The 18,323-nt window shown below is 35.5% G+C and carries 10 protein-coding genes; 4 read left to right on the forward strand and 6 right to left on the reverse strand.

The annotated features are described in order from the left end of the window. The first annotated feature begins 331 nt into the window (after positions 1-331). The 3 genes from BLV35_RS13655 (at position 332) to BLV35_RS13665 (ending at position 7,466) form a co-directional block, all read left to right on the forward strand. Positions 332-4,594 (forward strand): T9SS type B sorting domain-containing protein, encoded by a 4,263-nt coding sequence (locus tag BLV35_RS13655; protein WP_091091371.1) that lies wholly within the window; start codon positions 332-334, stop codon positions 4,592-4,594. 64 nt (positions 4,595-4,658) lie between these two features. Next, positions 4,659-5,576, forward strand: a complete 918-nt coding sequence (locus BLV35_RS13660; protein ID WP_091091375.1) for a PorP/SprF family type IX secretion system membrane protein — start codon at positions 4,659-4,661, stop codon at positions 5,574-5,576. A gap of 18 nt (positions 5,577-5,594) precedes the next feature. Continuing rightward, positions 5,595-7,466 carry an OmpA family protein gene (locus BLV35_RS13665; protein ID WP_091091379.1) on the forward strand — a complete coding sequence of 624 codons (1,872 nt, stop codon included), beginning with the start codon at positions 5,595-5,597 and terminating at the stop codon, positions 7,464-7,466. A 291-nt stretch (positions 7,467-7,757) separates the two neighbouring features. On the opposite strand, the gene miaE is transcribed toward BLV35_RS13665, so the two are convergent. Continuing rightward, entirely contained in the window at positions 7,758-8,339 is a 582-nt protein-coding gene (gene miaE / locus BLV35_RS13670; protein WP_091091383.1) for a MiaE family protein, read from the reverse strand. 110 nt (positions 8,340-8,449) lie between these two features. On the opposite strand from miaE, the gene BLV35_RS13675 reads away from it, so the two are divergent. After that, a complete protein-coding gene (locus BLV35_RS13675) occupies positions 8,450-9,694 on the forward strand; it encodes a glycosyltransferase (protein WP_091091386.1) in 1,245 nt (414 codons plus the stop codon). Between the two features lie 189 nt (positions 9,695-9,883). Here the strand turns inward: BLV35_RS13675 and BLV35_RS13680 are convergent, their stop codons facing one another. From BLV35_RS13680 to porU, 5 genes are all read right to left on the reverse strand, one after another. After that, positions 9,884-11,533 carry a pyruvate dehydrogenase complex dihydrolipoamide acetyltransferase gene (locus tag BLV35_RS13680; RefSeq protein WP_091091389.1) on the reverse strand — a complete coding sequence of 550 codons (1,650 nt, stop codon included), beginning with the start codon at positions 11,531-11,533 and terminating at the stop codon, positions 9,884-9,886. Between the two features lie 7 nt (positions 11,534-11,540). After that, the gene (gene pdhA, locus BLV35_RS13685) at positions 11,541-12,539 is read right to left on the reverse strand and encodes a pyruvate dehydrogenase (acetyl-transferring) E1 component subunit alpha (protein WP_091091392.1); all 999 of its coding nucleotides are present in this window, start codon (positions 12,537-12,539) and stop codon (positions 11,541-11,543) included. 144 nt (positions 12,540-12,683) lie between these two features. After that, positions 12,684-13,166: a cytidine deaminase gene (cdd, locus tag BLV35_RS13690; RefSeq protein WP_091091396.1), complete on the reverse strand. Its 483-nt coding sequence runs from the start codon at positions 13,164-13,166 to the stop codon at positions 12,684-12,686. Positions 13,167-13,238: 72 nt separating this feature from the next. After that, on the reverse strand, positions 13,239-14,408 hold the full coding sequence (gene porV, locus BLV35_RS13695) for a type IX secretion system outer membrane channel protein PorV (RefSeq protein ID WP_091091400.1): 1,170 nt from the start codon (positions 14,406-14,408) through the stop codon (positions 13,239-13,241). A gap of 37 nt (positions 14,409-14,445) precedes the next feature. After that, positions 14,446-18,276 carry a type IX secretion system sortase PorU gene (gene porU / locus BLV35_RS13700; protein ID WP_091091811.1) on the reverse strand — a complete coding sequence of 1,277 codons (3,831 nt, stop codon included), beginning with the start codon at positions 18,274-18,276 and terminating at the stop codon, positions 14,446-14,448. Between the last annotated feature and the right edge of the window lie 47 nt (positions 18,277-18,323).

Consider the following 18,323-nt stretch of genomic DNA (forward strand, 5'->3'; position numbering starts at 1 on the left):
ACAATGATTTCAGGTAATAATAACTTGATTAGTTCGCTATATGAATCTTGCATTTGGTATAATTTGGAAACACAAATATCTAGATTTTAATATTTTCTCACAACTTTTTGTCTTGATCTCTTTTTAGTCTGTAGTAAAGTCAATGGATTAATTAATCTGTCTTAGGGGAAGTTTTAAATCATTTTTTTTTGTGTGTTGACAATAATATTGTTAATTATATATTAAAATTTTATTGTCTTAACCAAAATAAAACTTTACTTTTATTTTTTTAATTCAACGATTGGTGTTGTAAAATATTAATCTTATCTTATAATCTACTAAAATATATTATATGAAAAATAAATTACTTTTATTTTTATTGTTTTTTTCATTTATGGGAATTAATGCTGGTGCTCAAAATCCCATAAAAATTAAATCTAATACGAGTTTAAATTTGAAGGCGCCAAACACACTTAAAACGGGCAAAGCAAAGGCTTTAATACCACCCCCTTTAGCGACGGCAGGTAGTTCATGTAAGGAAGTGTCGGCTGCTAATACGACAGTTGTAATGGCTGCTTCTGGAGGAAGTGGAGATATTATAGAGTGGTTTAGTGATCAGACCTCATCTACTATTTTACATTCAGGGCCGATATATGGGCCAAGTATTAGTAAGACAACAACCTATTATGTTTGGAGTCATTCAGGAGCTGATTATAGTATTAGGGTGCCTGTAGTAGCATCAGTATTTGTAGCTCCACCAACAGTTACTCTAACAGTTTCTCCTAGTGATAATCCTATCTGTGAAGGGACCTCTGTCACGTTTACTGCCAACGGAGGTGCTGATCTGTTTGAATTTTCAGTTAATGGAATCGTTACGCAAGCCATGTCCTTAGCTAGAACATACACGACAAGTATATTGAAGAGAGGTCAAACTGTAAGTGTTAGAACCAGATATGGTGTAACCTTAGATGGAGTAATAACCGAGACAGCTTGGGGTATAGGATTAGCGGAAGATAATTTTCAATCTGCATCTTTGTCGGCAGGCGCTTTAGATGGCTATGTAAATGGTATTAAAATTAGTCCGACAGAAAAGGAATTAATATTTGGATTACCAGGAAAGTTGCAAAATAATGGTAGTATTTTATTGTTTTTAGATACAAAACCAGGGGGATTCAATTTATCGAACTTTGGAGATGTTGCAAGTTCGTCACCAACTGTGAGAAGCTTTAATTTTTTCAATAACAATCCTAGTACGTTTGATTCTTATTTTGAAGCTGACTATTGTCTTGTCATTGCAAAAGATAATGCGGGCACAAGCTATCTTTCGGATGTTATAGAACTTAAAACAGGAAACTCTATTATTGGTTCTCCAAATCCTATATTTAGTGTTAATGAAGGTAATTCTGGTAGTAATGATTATGATAATGGTTTTGAGGTAGCAGTTCTTAAATCACTGATTGGCTATAAGCAAGGAGATATTAAATTTTTTGCATTTACAATGCAAAACGATATTGTTACAAATTCATTTTTAAGCCCGGAATTAAGTAGTTCGGTTGATTATGGAAATGGCTCTATAGATTATAATTTTAGAAATCCAAATCCTGTAGTTGTTTCTGCTGATGCTTTAAACCCATGTTATAAGGAAGCAAGTTTGGCTATTAATTTAGTAGAGCCGCCAACGACCGCAACTGTAGGAGCAGATCAATTTAATTGTACTTTAAATAGTGGGTCATTTGGAGGGAACACTCCAACCGTTGGTTCGGGGGTTTGGTCATTAAAATCAGGGCCGGGCTTAATTAGTTTTAGTAATGCTGCGAGTGGGTCTTCGACTGCTACAGTTGATAAGGAAGGGAGTTATATATTTACCTGGACGATATCAAATAGTGGTTGTCCTTCTTCTTTTGCTGATATTAAGGTGGAGTTTCTTAATCCTTTGATTGATCCTGTTGTAACAAGTGTAACTCAGCCCACTTGTGCTGTTCCATCAGGAAGTATTTCTGTAACAATGCAACCAGGTGTGTCTTATAGTTTGGATGGTAATACTTATCAATCATCAAATATTTTTGAAGGGTTAGCACCCGGTAGTTATACGTTATATGTTAGGAAAGTAGTAAATAATACTTGTATTTTGAATTCATCATCAGTAACTGTTATCGATGCTGTTCCATTACCTCCTACAGTGCCAACAGCATCAAGTGTAACTCAGCCTACATGTGCTGTCCCGTCAGGAAGCATCACAATAGCTGCCCAGCCAGGTGTAGAATATAGCTTGAATGGTACTACATATCAATCATCAAATACTTTTACAGGATTAGCACCAAATAATTATACATTCTACGTTAGAAAGCTAGCAGATAATACTTGTGTTGCGAATTCAGTAGCAGGAACTACTATCAATGCTATTCCGCTACCTCCGGCAGTGCCAATATCATCAAGTGTAACTCAGCCTACTTGTGCTGTGCCAACGGGGAGTATCATTATAACAGCTCAATCAGGAGTAGAGTATAGCCTAGATGGTGCTGTTTATCAGTCGTCAAATACATTTGCAGGTTTATCACCAAATAATTATACTTTGTTCGTTAGAAAAACAATAGATAATACTTGTGTTGCGAATTCTTCTTCAGCTACGATTATTAATGCAGTTCCATTACCTCCTGCTATTCCTACAGCTTCGAGTATAACTCAGCCTACGTGTGCTGTATCAACAGGAAGTATCACAATAGAAACTCAATCAGGTGTAGAGTATAGTTTGAATGGTTCTACTTATCAATCATCAAGGATCTTTTCAAGTTTAACATCGGGTAATTATACATTATATGTTAGAAAGTTGGCAGATGATACTTGTTCTACGAGTTCTTCATCAACAACTACTATCAATGCTGTTCCGCTACCTCCGGTAGTACCAATATTATCAAGTGTAACTCAGCCTACTTGTGCTTTGCCAACGGGGAGTATCATTATAGCAGCTCAATCAGGAGTAGAGTATAGCTTAGATGGTACTATTTATCAGACGTCAAACACTTTTACAGGTTTAGCACCAAATAATTATACTTTGTATGTTAGGAAAACAGCAGATAATACTTGTGTTGCGAATTCATCGACAGCAGCAACTATCAATGCGGTTCCACCTCCTCCTGCTGTTCCGACTGCATCAAGTGTAGCTCAGCCTACATGTGCTGTACCAACAGGAAGTATCATAATAGTAACTCAGTCAGGTATTGAATATAGTGTGACTGGTACTACTTATCAGTCGTCAAATACTTTTACAGGTTTAGCGCCAGGTACTTATACACTTTATGTCCGAAAATTAGCAGACAATACTTGCGTTGCTAGTTCGTCATCAGTTACTACGATTATTACGGCAACTGCCCCTGCTGTTCCGACAACTTCAAGTGTATCGCAGCCTACATGTGCCGTTTCAACAGGAAGTATCTCTATAACAGCTCAAACAGGCGTAGAATATAGTTTGAATGGTACTACTTATCAGTTATCAAACATATTCTCAGGTTTACTACCAGGTAGTTATTCATTATATGTTAGGAAAATAGCAGATACAACTTGTTTTACGAGTTCTCCATCAGCAACTAGTATTAATATAGTTCCGCTTCCTCCTGCGGTTCCAGCAGCTTTAAGTGTAACTCAGCCTACATGTGCCGTTCCAACAGGAAGTATCACAATAGCAACTCAATCAGGTATAGAGTATAGTTTGGATGGTATTACTTATCAGACGTCAAATATTTTTACAGGTTTAGCGCCAAAGAATTATACTTTGTATGTTAGAAAAGCGGTGGATAGCACATGTGTCACACAAAGTGTATCAACTACTACAATTAATGCTAGACCAAATTTACCAATAGTTCCTACTGCGTCCAAAATAGTTCAGCCAACTTGTTCACAATCAACGGGAGAGATTTCAATTGTAATCCAATCAGGTGTTGAATACAGTGTTGGGTCGGGATTTCAAGCAAGTAATGTTTTTCAAAACTTAATACCAGGAAATTATACTCTTAGTGTGCGATTCGTAACTAGTCCTGCATGTATAAGTACAGGATCGGTCGTAACAATAAATCCAATTCCTCAACAAATTCAATTTGAAATCGTCGGCGACTGCACAAATAAAGAATACGTGGCTATAGCTAGTCCATTGGCAAATTCATACAATCCAAATAATGTAGATTATCAATGGAAAGATAGCTCAGGTTCTCCAATAGGGACAAATTCAAACATTTTAAATGTTTCTGATTTGATTGAATCAACTTCTGCAAAAGAAGTTTTTCCTTTAAACTATACTTTAACAGTAGTGTCAACTGCAACAGGTTGTGAAACAACAAAAATGATTACAGTTGAAACCATTTATTGTAATATACAGAAAGGTATTTCCCCAGATGGTAATGGATCAAATGATTATTTTGATTTAAGATTAATGGATGTGAAAAAACTGGAAATATTTAACAGATATGGAATTAAAGTTTATGAACAATCTAATTATACAGATCATTGGAAAGGACAGTCAGATAAAGGAGATAACCTTCCAAGTGCAACTTATTACTATGTAATAGAACTGAATAAAGGCGTAACAAAAACAGGTTGGATCTATCTAATCAGAGAAAAGTAGTAAATTAATTTATTTTTGAAATCCATGTTAATTTCTGGATGGATAAAACGAAAAACAAATAGATATGAATAAAATATTTTTGACCTCTCTTTTAGTTCTTATTGCCTATATTGACTCAAATGCGCAACAGAACCCTCATTATACGCAATATATGTATAATATGAATATTGTTAATCCCGCTTATGCAGGTTCCAAGGAAAGTATATCTTTTGGAGCTTTATACAGAAAGCAGTGGGTTAATATTGAAGGAGCTCCCACTTCTTTTACTTTTTCTGGACATGCACCAGTGGGTAATAATGTTGGAGCAGGTTTGTCTTTTATCTCAGATAAAGTAGGGCCAGTAACTGAACAGAACGTATTTGGAGACTTTTCATATACTTTACAATTAAATGAGACCAGTCGACTTGCTTTAGGAATAAAAGCTGGCGTGTCGTTTCATCAAGTTGGTTTAAGAGACATTCAATCTTCCTTGCCAGATCCTTCAGAAGGAATTTTTGGCGAAGATATTAATGATGCATCATTGAATTTAGGAGCTGGTGCGTTTTATTATACAGAAAATTATTATGTAGCTTTTTCAATTCCGAATTTAGTAAAGTCTGCACATTTAGATTATAATGGACGTGAATATGGTTCAGATGTATCTCATTATTTTTTAACTGCAGGGTATGTATTTGATGTTAATTATGATTTAAAATTCAAGCCGTCATTTATGCTTAAATCTGCAGCTAATGTGAATCCTTCTTTGGACTTATCTGCAAACTTTTTGTATAAAGAAAAATTTGAGATAGGAGCTACTTATAGATTAGAAGATAGTTTTGGTGGTATGGTAAATTTTGCTGTAACACCAGAATTAAGAATAGGTTATGCGTACGATCATATTATTTCAGATTTGAAAGTAACTAGTCCGTCTTCGCATGAATTTATTCTCTTGTATGATATATTTGTTCCGAAAAAAGTGTCTCGTTCTCCAAGATTTTTCTAATATTAAACTTTACGATTAATGAAAAAAATTACTATACTATTGTTTTTGGTGGTTTCGAGTATCTCACTGACAGCACAAAATAAAGATACAAAGATTGCTGATAAATTGTTTGGACAGTTTGAATATGTTCAAGCAACTAAGGAATATCTGTCGTTAGTTGAAGATGGAAATACAGATTCGTACGTTTATAAACAGCTTGGCGATTGTAATTTCAATATGGCCAATACTGTAGAGGCTGAGAAGTGGTATGCAAAAGCTATACTGGGTAAACAAGACGCGGAAGTATATTATAATTACGCACAAGTGTTGAAATCGAATGGGAAGTATGCGGAGTCTAATATTCAGATGAAGCAATTTGCAAGTATGAAACCAAATGATAAAAGGGCTATTGATTTTATAGCTAATAAGGACTATTTGTCTGAACTTTTGAAGAAGGAGAAGTTATTCATGGTTAATAAATTAGAAATTAACTCTGATAAATCTGATTTTGGAGGAGTAATGCATGGTAATGCCTTGTATTTTACTAGTGCTAGAAACGTAGGGGGTAAAACTTATGGTGTGAATGATGAACCATTTTTAGATATTTATCAATCTACATATAGTAGTGATGGTAACTATTCTGAACCAATTTCTGTTTCAGAATTAAACACAAGGTTTCATGAAGGGCCGGTGTCGCTATCTAAAGATGGAAATACTATATATTTTTCCAGTGAAAGTTTTAATGGTGATTTATATGAAAAAGACAAGGTTAATAAATTAAAAATTGGCCAAGTTAATTTATATAAAGCAACGAAGGAAAATGGAAAGTGGACTAGAGTTACGCCACTATCATTTAACAGTGGTAGTTATTCAACTAGTAATCCGTCAATAGATAACGAAGGAAAGATGCTTTATTTTTCTTCAAATATGCCTGGATCAATAGGTGGTATTGATATATGGAAAGTTAAAGTGAATAGTGATGGGAGTTTTGGAACTCCCGAAAATCTTGGGAGTACTATAAATACTGTCGGTGATGAAAGTTTTCCTTTTATTTCAGATGATAATGTGTTGTATTTTTCCTCAAAAGGATTAGCTGGTTTTGGAGGGTATGATATCTTTTCGGTAGATTTGAATAAAGTGAATCAACCTTATAATATTGGTGAGCCAGTTAATTCAGCGAAGGATGATTTTGCTTTTACTTATAATAAAGATAATAATATTGGATTTTTATCGAGCAACCGTTCTGGTGTTGATAATATATACAGTGCGATTCCAATATGTAAATCACAAATAGTAACAGTAGTTAAAAACTCCAAGACAGGTAATTTATTATCTAATTCTAGAGTGGCTTTGTTAGATAGAAATGATATTGTAGTTGATAGATTATTGTCTAATGAGAGTGGTGAGGTAAAATTTGATGTAGATTGTAGTAAAGAGTATTTTGTTGAAATAAATAAAGATGGTTTTATTTCTCAAAAAAGTGTCGCTATAAAAACTATCAAGGGGAGTTTAGTTGTTAATATTTCTTTGGATCCTATGAAAGAGGTTGTTGTTACGGAAAGAGAAGTCGTTTTGAACCCAATCTATTTTCCTTACGATAAAAGCAATATAACCAAAGAAGGTGCTGCTGAACTTGATAAGTTAGTTTATGTAATGTCTAAAAATGAGGATCTAGTTATTTTTGTAAAATCGCATACTGATTCGCGTGGAGATGATAAATACAACCTTGATCTTTCCGATAGAAGAGCTAAGTCGACTATAAACTATATCGTTTCTAAAGGAATTAGTGCTGATAAAATAGATGGAAAGGGATTCGGTGAATCTGAGCTAAAGATAGATTGTCAACTTAATTGTAGCGATGAAGAGCACGCTACAAACAGACGTTCAGAATTTATGATAGTTAAAAAATAATAGGATGTTTTATAATAAAAAAAAGGATGATCGAAAGACGGGGGCACTGAAAAAGTCCCTGTTTTCGAAAACTCGCTAAAAGATCGATTAAATAAGAGTTTGATTTAATTTGATATCTTTTTTTTAATCAAATTTGATTTTCTGAGTTTACAGAGGTTTATAATAATGAAAAAGAGCATAAACATTACTGTTTATGCTCTTTTTTTGTTTTTTACGATTTTTACATTTTAGGGACTTTTTCAGTGCCCTCCGAAAGACATCCCTTTTTTTTATTTGTTTTTTTTTGATTCACTATCCGTGGATAGTTTCATTTTTTCCGTAGTTGATAATGATGGATGTTTCAAAATCAATCCATTCTTGCCAACGTTTGTCTACATCAACGTTATCGGCATATTTTCTAGCAAAGCCTAAAAATGTAGTGTAATGCCCTGCTTCGGATATCATTAGGTCTCTGTAGAATTTTGCCAACTCAGTATCTTTAATGTTTTCTGAGAGTACCTTGAATCGCTCGCAGCTTCGTGCTTCAATCATAGCTGAAAATAATAATCGTTCGCATAAAGCATCATTGCGACTACCGTCTTTTTTCATGAATTTGAATAGTTCATTTACATAATGGTCTTTACGTTCACGTCCTAAACTTAGTCCTTTGCTTTTTATTAGATCGTGCACCATCTGAAGGTGTTCTAGTTCTTCTCGGGCTATTATCATCAATTCGGTTACCAATTCTTCTTTTTCGGAATTTTGTGTGATAAGGCTAATGGCATTCGAAGCTGCTTTTTGTTCACACCAGGCATGGTCGGTTAAAATTTCTTCAATATTTGACTCTACTATATTTACCCATCTTGGGTCTGTGATTAATTTTAATCCTAACATGGTATATTGTTTAATTAATGCAAAATTAGTGTTTTCTTTCTGATTTCTTGTTTAAATGATGGTTTAGAGCTATAAATTGTATTATTTTGTAAGTGAAATTATTTACAAAGATGGATCAGTTTAAAAAGCTTTTAATAATAGGTAGTGTTTGGCCAGAACCTAATTCTTCGGCTGCGGGGACAAGAATGCTACAGTTGATTTCTCTTTTTAAGGAGGAAGGATTTGTTGTAACATTCGCAAGTCCTGCGATGGACAGTGATTTTATGGTTGACTTGGAGTTAGAAGAAGTAATAAAAAAAACAATAACATTAAATTGTTCGAGTTTTGATGTTTTCGTAAAAGAACTAAATCCGTCGGTGGTGTTGTTTGATCGGTTTATGATGGAAGAGCAGTTTGGCTGGCGTGTAAGTGAAAACAGTCCAGAAGCCTTGCGGTTATTAGATACCGAAGATTTGCATTGCTTACGGGTAGCTCGTCAGAGAGCATTCAAAGAGAAACGAGCTTTTGTGGAGGCTGATTTATTGGTGGAAGAAGTTGCCAAAAGAGAAATAGCTAGTATTTTGCGTTGTGATTTGTCTTTGATGATTTCAGAATATGAAATGCAGCTGCTTACCGAAACATTTAAAATTGATAGTTTACTATTGTTTTATTTGCCTTTTTTATTGGAAGAAATATCTAATGCCGACATAGACAAATTGCCTTCATTTGAAGAAAGAAAGAATTTTGTTTTCATTGGTAATTTTCTCCATGAACCCAATTGGAATGCGGTTCAATATTTAAAAGAAACTATCTGGCCTCTTATAAAAAAGCAGTTGCCTAAGGCTGTTTTAAATGTTTATGGTGCTTATCCATCGCAAAAAGTGTTGCAACTCAATAATGTCAAGGAAGGTTTTATAGTAAAGGGCCGTGCCGCTAATGCGAGTGAAGTTGTGCAAGAAGCTCGAGTAGTGCTAGCTCCTTTGCGTTTTGGCGCTGGAATTAAGGGAAAGCTATTAGAAGCTATGCAATGTGGTACTCCAAGTGGCACTACCTCTATTGGAGCAGAATCGATGTATGGTGATTTGGATTGGAATGGTTTTATAACGGATGATCCAGAAGTTTTTGCAAAGGAAGCGGTGGCGTTATATCAAGATGAAAAGCTTTGGCTGGAAGGTCAAAAAAACGGAGTTGAAATAATTAATCACCGGTATTTAAGAGGATTTTTTGAGGATGATTTTATGAAGAAGATAAAATGGCTACAAGCTAATTTACAAGAACATCGTTTGAATAATTTTATGGGGTCATTACTGCAGCATCATGCTTTAAAAAGTACCAAGTATATGTCGATGTGGATTGAAGCTAAGAATAAAATATAGGTTAATTTTTGTAGCGTGTCGTTTTCGCATGAGGGATGGAAGCGGCATCCTTTTATGGAATGAAATGGAATAAAAGATATAGCGAACAGCCCGACGCCGCTGAAACTTTAGTGGAAGCGGGGACATGCCCAAATAAAAAACCCGTCAAGATTACTCAAGACGGGTTTTGGTTTTATATAAAATCAGTAATTATGCAAGCATCGTCACTGGATTTTCTATATATAGTTTCAATGTTTGTAAGAACTGAGCTCCAGTTGCTCCATCGATAGTACGGTGGTCACAAGCTAGAGATAGCATCATGGTGTTTCCTACTACAATTTGGCCGTTTTTAACCACTGGTTTCTCTACAATTGCTCCTACTGAAAGGATAGCAGAGTTAGGTTGGTTGATTATAGAATTGAATTCTACAATACCAAACATTCCTAGGTTAGAAACAGTAAAAGTACTTCCTTCCATTTCTGTTGGTAGTAGTTTTTTGTTTTTTGCTCTTCCAGCGAGATCTCTTACGCTTCCACCAATTTGAGATAAACTCATTGCATCTGTAAATTTCAAAACAGGAACAACTAATCCATCTTCTACAGCTACAGCAACACCAATATTAACATGATGGTTGATTGTAATTGCATCTTCTTTCCATTGAGAGTTAACTTTTGGATGTTTTTTTAATGCCATAGCACATGCTTTGATGACCATGTCATTGAAAGAAACTTTTGTATCAGGAATACTGTTGATTATAGCTCTAGATTTCATTGCGTCATCCATCGTAACTTCGATAGTTAAGTTATAATGAGGCGCAGTAAATAAAGACTCTGCCAATCGCTTGGCTATAATTTTTCGCATTTGCGAATTCTTAATCTCTTCTGTAAATACTTCTCCTGCAGGAACAAATACTTTTGGAGCTGTTGCAGCAGCAGTAGTTGCTTTTGCAGCAGTAGCAGCAGCGGGTGCTGTGCTAGTTGGTGCAGCAGGAGTGAAATTTTCAATATCACTTTTCACGATACGTCCGTTTTCACCTGAACCTTTTACTTGTGTCAATTGAATTCCTTTGTCACTTGCAATTTTCTTTGCTAATGGCGATGCTAAAATTCGCTGTCCATCAGTTGAAGCTTCTTGAGTAACTGGTGTTGCTGCGTCTGCTGGTACTGATGTAGCTTCTACCGTTGCTACGGTAGATGAAGTTGAACCTTTAGCGCTATAATTTTCAGCAATACCTGTGATGTCTGTTCCTGCAGGTCCAATTATTGCTAGTAAGCTATCAATTGGTGCAGCATTTCCTTCTTCGATACCTATGTACAATAAGGTACCTTCGTTGAAAGATTCAAATTCCATCGTCGCTTTATCTGTTTCGATTTCAGCTAGGATGTCACCTTCACTAACTTTGTCTCCTACCTTTTTTAACCAAGATGCTACTGTGCCCTCTGTCATAGTATCACTTAAACGTGGCATAGTAACTACAACAACTCCTTTTGGTAAAGATGCTGCTGCTGATACTTTTTCTTCTTTTGTAGTTTCAGATGGAGTAGGAGCTTTTTCAGTTTCAGATTTAGCTGCTTCGGTTTCAGGTGCTGATTTTCCTGCAATTAATGCAGCAACGTCTTCTCCTTCTTTTCCTATAATAGCAAGTAAAGAATCTACTGGTGCAGTTTCTCCTTCTGGAATTCCTATATATAGTAGCGTTCCTTCGTTAAAGGATTCAAACTCCATTGTTGCTTTGTCGGTTTCAATTTCAGCTAGGATATCTCCTTCGCTAATTTTATCGCCTACTTTTTTAAGCCAAGTCGCTACCGTTCCTTCCGTCATAGTATCGCTCAAACGAGGCATTGTTATAATTGTTGCCATAATTGATTTATAGTTTATGAGGTATGAATGGATAGTTTTCTTGATCGTATACTACGTCGTAAAGTTGTTGCACTGGAGGGTAATCAGATTCTTCTGCGAATGTTACACATTCTTGGACTAAATCTTTTACTCTTTGGTCAATTGCAGCAATTTCTTCTTCGGTAGCATATTTTTGATCTTTTATCAAGTCTAAAACTTGAGTAATAGGGTCAATTTTTTTATATTCTTCTACTTCGTCTTTAGAACGGTATAGCTGAGCGTCAGACATTGAGTGTCCTCTGTAACGATATGTTTTCATTTCGAGGAATGTAGGTCCGTCTCCACGTCTTGCTCTATCGATCGCTTCTGTCATCGCTTCCGCTACTTTTACAGGATTCATTCCATCAACTGGTCCACAAGGCATTTCGTACCCTAAGCCTAGTTTCCATATATCTGTGTGGTTTGCTGTTCTTTCTACAGAAGTTCCCATTGCGTAACCGTTGTTTTCAACGATAAAGACAACTGGCAATTTCCATAACATAGCCATGTTAAAAGCTTCGTGAAGTGATCCTTGGCGAGCAGCTCCATCTCCAAAATAGGTCATGGTTACTCCGCCTGTTTCAAAATATTTATCTGCAAAAGCTAATCCTGCTCCTACAGGAATTTGTCCTCCTACAATCCCGTGACCACCATAAAAACGGTGTTCTTTAGAGAAAATATGCATAGAACCACCCATTCCTTTTGAAGTTCCGGTAACTTTTCCTAAAAGTTCAGCCATTACACGTCTTGGGTCTACACCCATTCCGATTGGTTGAACGTGATTCCTGTACGCCGTAATCATTTTGTCTTTTGTCAAGTCCATCGCATGCAGAGCACCTGCAAGTACGGCTTCTTGACCATTGTATAAATGTAAAAATCCTCTGACTTTCTGTTGTATGTATAATGCTGCAAGTTTGTCTTCAAACTTTCTCCAAAGGAGCATATCTTCATACCACTTTAAATAAACCTCTTTTGTAACTTCTTTCATCTCAATTGTTCTTTTGCTAAAGTTTTTATTGTGTTATCAACTAGTACCTATAACGCAAAATAGTCTCCTCACACAAATTTGCGAATCGCAAAAATAAGACATTCCATCTAAGAAGTAAAATTAAAAGGCTTCTTTTTAGGTTTTTTACAAGAATTTTTTGTCGAACATAAATGGTAGCAAGTTTTTTAGCGAATCTGATTTGTAAATATCGCCTGTTTCTCCCATGAAATAAATTTCTATCGGAGTCTCTTGTCGGGTTTCATATTCGGCTATTGATTGCCTACAAGCTCCACAAGGTGGGATTGGTGCGATTGTTTTATTTGTATCTGAAGCTGCGGTGATTGCCATCTTTAGAATTTTCGCATTAGGATATACAGCACCTGCGTGAAAAATAGCGACGCGTTCAGCGCATAGGCCTGAAGGATATGCGGCATTTTCTTGGTTTGAGCCTAATACAATTTTTCCATTGTCTAATAAAAGAGCGGCGCCTACCCGAAATTTTGAATAAGGTGCATAGGCGTTTTTTCTAACCGCGACAGCTTGTTCCATCAAATCTTGGATGTCAGTAGGTAATTCTTGAAGTGAGTTATAAGCCGAAAATTGGCTGGTAATAGTAATTTTTTTCATCGGTTTTTAAGGAAAAAAAATCCAAATTTCATGGTGTTGAAATTTGGATTGTTAATTTGATTTTAGATATCGCTAATATACATCATATTTGTCTCCAAAATTAAAGGTAAGAGAGAAACGTAATGTATTTTCTAATGGATTTTTAACTTTTGAAGCTGAAAACAAATAAGAGACGTCTACTTTGACTACATTATATTTAAAGCCTGCACCCATAGAAAAGAATTTTCTAGCGCCTTTTAATGGACTTTCATTAAAATAACCCACGCGCATAGAAAAGGAGTCTTGGTATGAATATTCAGCTCCTACCGCATAAGTTACTTCTTTCACTTCTTCGCTAAAACCGTCCGGAGCATCTCCAAATGATTTAAATACACCGGAAACCCAGCCAATAGAACGATAATTATCTAAATTTTGTGCTCTTTCTTCAGGTGTAATTGTTCCGTCCCCATTTAAATCGGGGTCTTGCGGTGTGGGTACTAATAATTTGTTGAATTCTACATTTAACGCTACTTTGTTGTAATCGTCTAAAATAAAGTCAAATCCTGTTCCTACTTTTAAATTTGCCGGTAAAAAGTTAGTGCTTATTTCGTCATTATCATAACTGATTTTCGGACCTAAATTCTGAATATTAAATCCTGCTCTCCATCTTCCATTGAATTCAGTGTATGCCATTTCTTCTGATTGGTAAAACCCTGCAACATCTATTGCAAACGAATTAGCTGCCGAAGCATCTCCATTATCGGTTACTACTTTTAAATTGGAGTGAATGTATCTACCGGCAACGGCCATAGAGAATTTTTCGCTTAATTTTAAGGAATAAGAGCCATCCATTGCAAACTCATTGGGTGAAACTGTTCTAGGAACCTCAGTTGGATCTCCGGTTTCACGTAATTCGATTTCTCCGAAACCAAAATAACGGATGCTACCTGCAAAAGCACTTCGGTCGCTTATTTTATTGTAATATGTTAATTGCCCTAATGAGATGTCATTTGCTAAGTCCGTAAGATAGGGCGTGTAGCTTATGGAAAATCCTTGCTTGTCAGTTGCAAAGGCATATTTTGCTGGATTCCATTGTTGCGAAAAAGCATCTGCTGATGTAGCAACTCCTATATCTGCCATACCTGCAGCCCTGGCATCAGCCGAGACTAATAAAAAAGGGACAGCGGTTGTAATTACTCTGTCTTGAGCATTTGCAAAAGAAATGGCGAGTAAGCAGCTTGTAAAAAGTATTAGTTTTCTCATTTTTTGTAGGAATTCATTAAACAAATATAGTGTTTTATTAAAGTATCACAAGCTTTTCAAACTTTTCAGCTTTTTGATTGGTTAGGGTTGATTTGACGGTGAGTTTGTATATGTACACTCCTTTTCCTATTCTATTTCCAAAATCATCTTTCCCATCCCATGTAATCTCTTTTGATAAAAAACCTTCGGTTGAAATGATTTGGTTTGTTGTCCAGACCACTTTACCTGTTATTGTCATAATTTGTATTTGCGTCATTAAAGGCTCAAAAGGCCTGTTGTGTGTAAACCAAAATTCAGTGTAATTAACAAATGGATTTGGATAATTTAATACATGTGTCAAAGTTATTGTTTCGTCCCCAACGACCAAAAACTGTATTTCTGTAGTTATTGGATTATTGTAAACGTCCCACGCTTTAAATGTAATGGTATGTAAACCAACCGCTAAATTACGCAAAGGAAATCGGAGGCTTCCTTTGGTGTAATCATCAAGATTTGTTTGATAGTAATCATTTAATATAAATGGATTGCTTACATCTCCGTCTAAAATCGCCACAATATCATGTCCTATGCCGCTAGCAGTATTGATACCGTTTTCATCCTCGAGAAAAGCCAATAGAAATGGGGATGAATTTGTTATACTGCCAGAAACAAAAGTTTCATCATTCATATATAACTTAACTTTTGGGCTAATATTGTCTTCGGTGGCATTTTCATTAATTCCGCCTATCTGGATACTGGTGTCAAATCCAGTTTGGTTTTCTAAGGCTTGGTCTTTTTTAGCATAGAAACTCATTTTTCCGTTTGCCAAGGGAATGCGAATGTCTCTAGGGACAACGAAACTAAATTCAAACAAACCATTTGCAACAGAAGCATTTCCTCTAAAAATAGTTTCGCCTATAGTGTTGAATTTTATTGGCGTGCTATTGCCGTCGTTATTTAATGTTGTCCTTGGGATGGTTTTGTCAAATATTGTAGTAGACACTTCTCCGTTGTAATTGGTTAGGCGCATGTCGTTTTCATCGGTTAATTCTCCGCTTACTTTCATGCGAGCTAATGATTTGAAGTCGTCTGTTGTTTCTGATACTGGAATGTCATTTACTTTTGTAAGCTTTATTTTTGCTTTAGGTATCGCTAGGACTAACGCGGGATCACCTATGTAGAAAACTACATTTGTAGCACTGTTTGGATTACTGTTTTTTGATATTCGAAGCGCTTCAGCAATAGAAGTGTATTGGCTTGAGCCAAAAGAGAACAGTTTTTCAGATAAAATATCATTGAAGTTTTCAGCGCTAAATTGCCCGATAGAACGAATCGTGGTAATCATTGCAATGGCGCCACCTTTTGGATTCCAATACGTGTATTCCCCAGCTGTGGGTCTCGAAGGGTTATCAAAACGGGAGAATTCGCAGGTAATAGTTATAAATAAGGGGTATTTGTATTGGTTATTTAAATTTTGTCCGTCAGATTTTTCCCAAATCCGTTCAGACGATAATCCATCTTCGCCACCATGTCCCAGATAATTGAAAACCAAAGCACCTTTTTCAAATGCATTGAACAAATCTGTTCTGGCCTTTGGATATCTAAAACCTCCCGCAGACGCTTCTTGAATGTAAGAGTCTAAAATAATTTTATTGATATTAAAAAATGGTTTTTGAGTGGTGATTATATCGGCTAATGTATTTTGTCTGCTTTGTAAATTGGCATCGGAGGTCGCGTCTGAATCATCGCTAATCATCACGAAGTTGTTTCTCCAGCTTCCATATGATTTTATGTCATGGTATTCAATTACCTTATTTACCATTTCTTCAGCCTGTTGTGGATTGTTTACAATCATTCTTCCAACTGCAATATCAATACCTCCAAAAAAAGAAATAATATTTCCCTCATTGCTATCCATTAAACCATAAAAATCATCAGATGCAAATGAAGCTTCTCCTGTTGTGCGGCTGTTAAGTGCGTGATATGTGGGTACGATATTAGTGTTGTTCGCGATTCGGTTCTTATAGTCATAAGAAGCATCGCCAAAAAGGTTTACGTATTTTATTCTCTTAGCAGCGGTCGAAGCATTTTCATAAATATATTTTATGCAATTTCTAATTGCCGCGATATCTTGCTTTCCTGAAGAAAATTCAGGGTATATTGATTCTGTTGTAATTACTTTTACATTTAGTTTCGAATAGGATCTATGGAAATTGGCTAGTTTTTCAGCTTGCGTAATTAAAGAATTCGGAGTGATAATTACATAGTCTATATCTTCAAATCGACCTTGATTATTTTTGAAAATGGTTCCTTTTATGTTTTGGTTAAGTACTTTAGGTTTGCTGTCTTTTTTAGGGGTGTAATAGTCAGAGGCGTCAATTGCAACATATTTCCTGAGTTCTCCTAAATTTGCTTTGAATGAAAAACTCGTTTGATTGGTGTTTTCAGATTTACTTACATTATATAGGTCGGTAATATCCCAAACCTGACTAATTCCTCCTGCGTTTGAAATGGTGTAATTAACGATTCCTAAGCTAGCAATTGAAGCGTCGTATTGAAAGTTGAATTGTTTTGCATACCCTTGAAGTTTTCTTTTTGCAATTAATTGGATGTTATCCAGAAAGCCTTTTGAACCGGGAACGCTGTTGTTGTTATAGGTGAGTTTTATTTTTATATTTTCAGATCCATTAAAGGAGGTGTTGCTCGGTAAAGTACCAGTGTTGAATTCAGTTTCTGAATTAGTATTTATCGCAGGAAAGGATATGGTACCAATGTTTTGGCTATTGGAACTTATTTGAAAAGAAGTAGGTGTATAAGCTGCAGAAGCTACGGTAGTTTTAATTTTTATAGGTGTGGTGACGTCTATGTTTGGAAAATTAAATTCAAATTCCTGATCTTGCTTAATGTCAAAAGATTCCCCAAACCATTGTCTACCTAGTTTTGCAATATTTATTAAATCTAATTCATGAAATTGATAGTCGTCAAAAGTGTTTAAGTTGAGTGTGCTGTTGCCGGCGGGTTGGTTTGTTTCTTTAATTCTTTTTCCGTCTTCTGCTGAAGTCGTGATGTAGTAATAGGATTTACTTTCATAAAGATTGCTGTAAGTTTGACTTTCTATATTGTATGTGTCAAGGCCTTCGGCATAGAATAAAATGTAGTCGTCATTGTCGAAGCTTTCGTCATTTTCTCCAATAATTTGGATTGCATTTTCGGTTAAATCAGAAGGGTAATAAATATTGTTTGACAAGGGTAGCATTCTTCCTCCATTTCCATATAGTTTTATTTTTTTTGGATTAACGGTATTAGTGTTAAGGCCCATGTCTTGTAAAAAACTTTTAGAAATTTTATAGACTCCAGATTTTTCAATGTAAAAACGATACCAGTCTCCGCTCCCTAAAATAGAGTTGGAGATTGAATTTATTGTTTTGTTAGACGGCGAGGTCTTTGCGGTTGTATTATTGATATTATATGAAAAAGAGTTGATTCTTTTATAGCCATATTCATCTTTTACTATGGGGGACAAACTGAGAAAGGATTGGGTGATGCCTCGTGATTGTGTGTTTCTTAGTGAAGGCGTTATTTTTTTCGGGATATTTTCAGGGGCTAGATCTCCAAGTTGATCAGTGGTGATTGATTCGTAAACAACATTGGTAATTTGGATGTTATTTTCGTCAAAAAGGACCGCTGTCTTTAATTGAGTCGTAAACATAAGTTTTTGTTCGGATGGATCATAGTGGTAGCTATTTCCTTTGAATTGCGGGATATTAATTTTATAAGTTCCAGGCGAGAATTCAGTTTTTTCTATCCATGTAATAGTTACATCAGCTGTAGTCTGTCCATATGATATATAAGAAAGTAGTAATAAACTATAAAGTAGTAGTTTTTGCATTTTTTGCTTAAATTGCATGAATAGATAATTGTTATATAAAGTAAAAA

This window comes from Flavobacterium gillisiae (assembly GCF_900107635.1).
GTDB classification, from domain to species: Bacteria; Bacteroidota; Bacteroidia; order Flavobacteriales; family Flavobacteriaceae; genus Flavobacterium; species Flavobacterium gillisiae.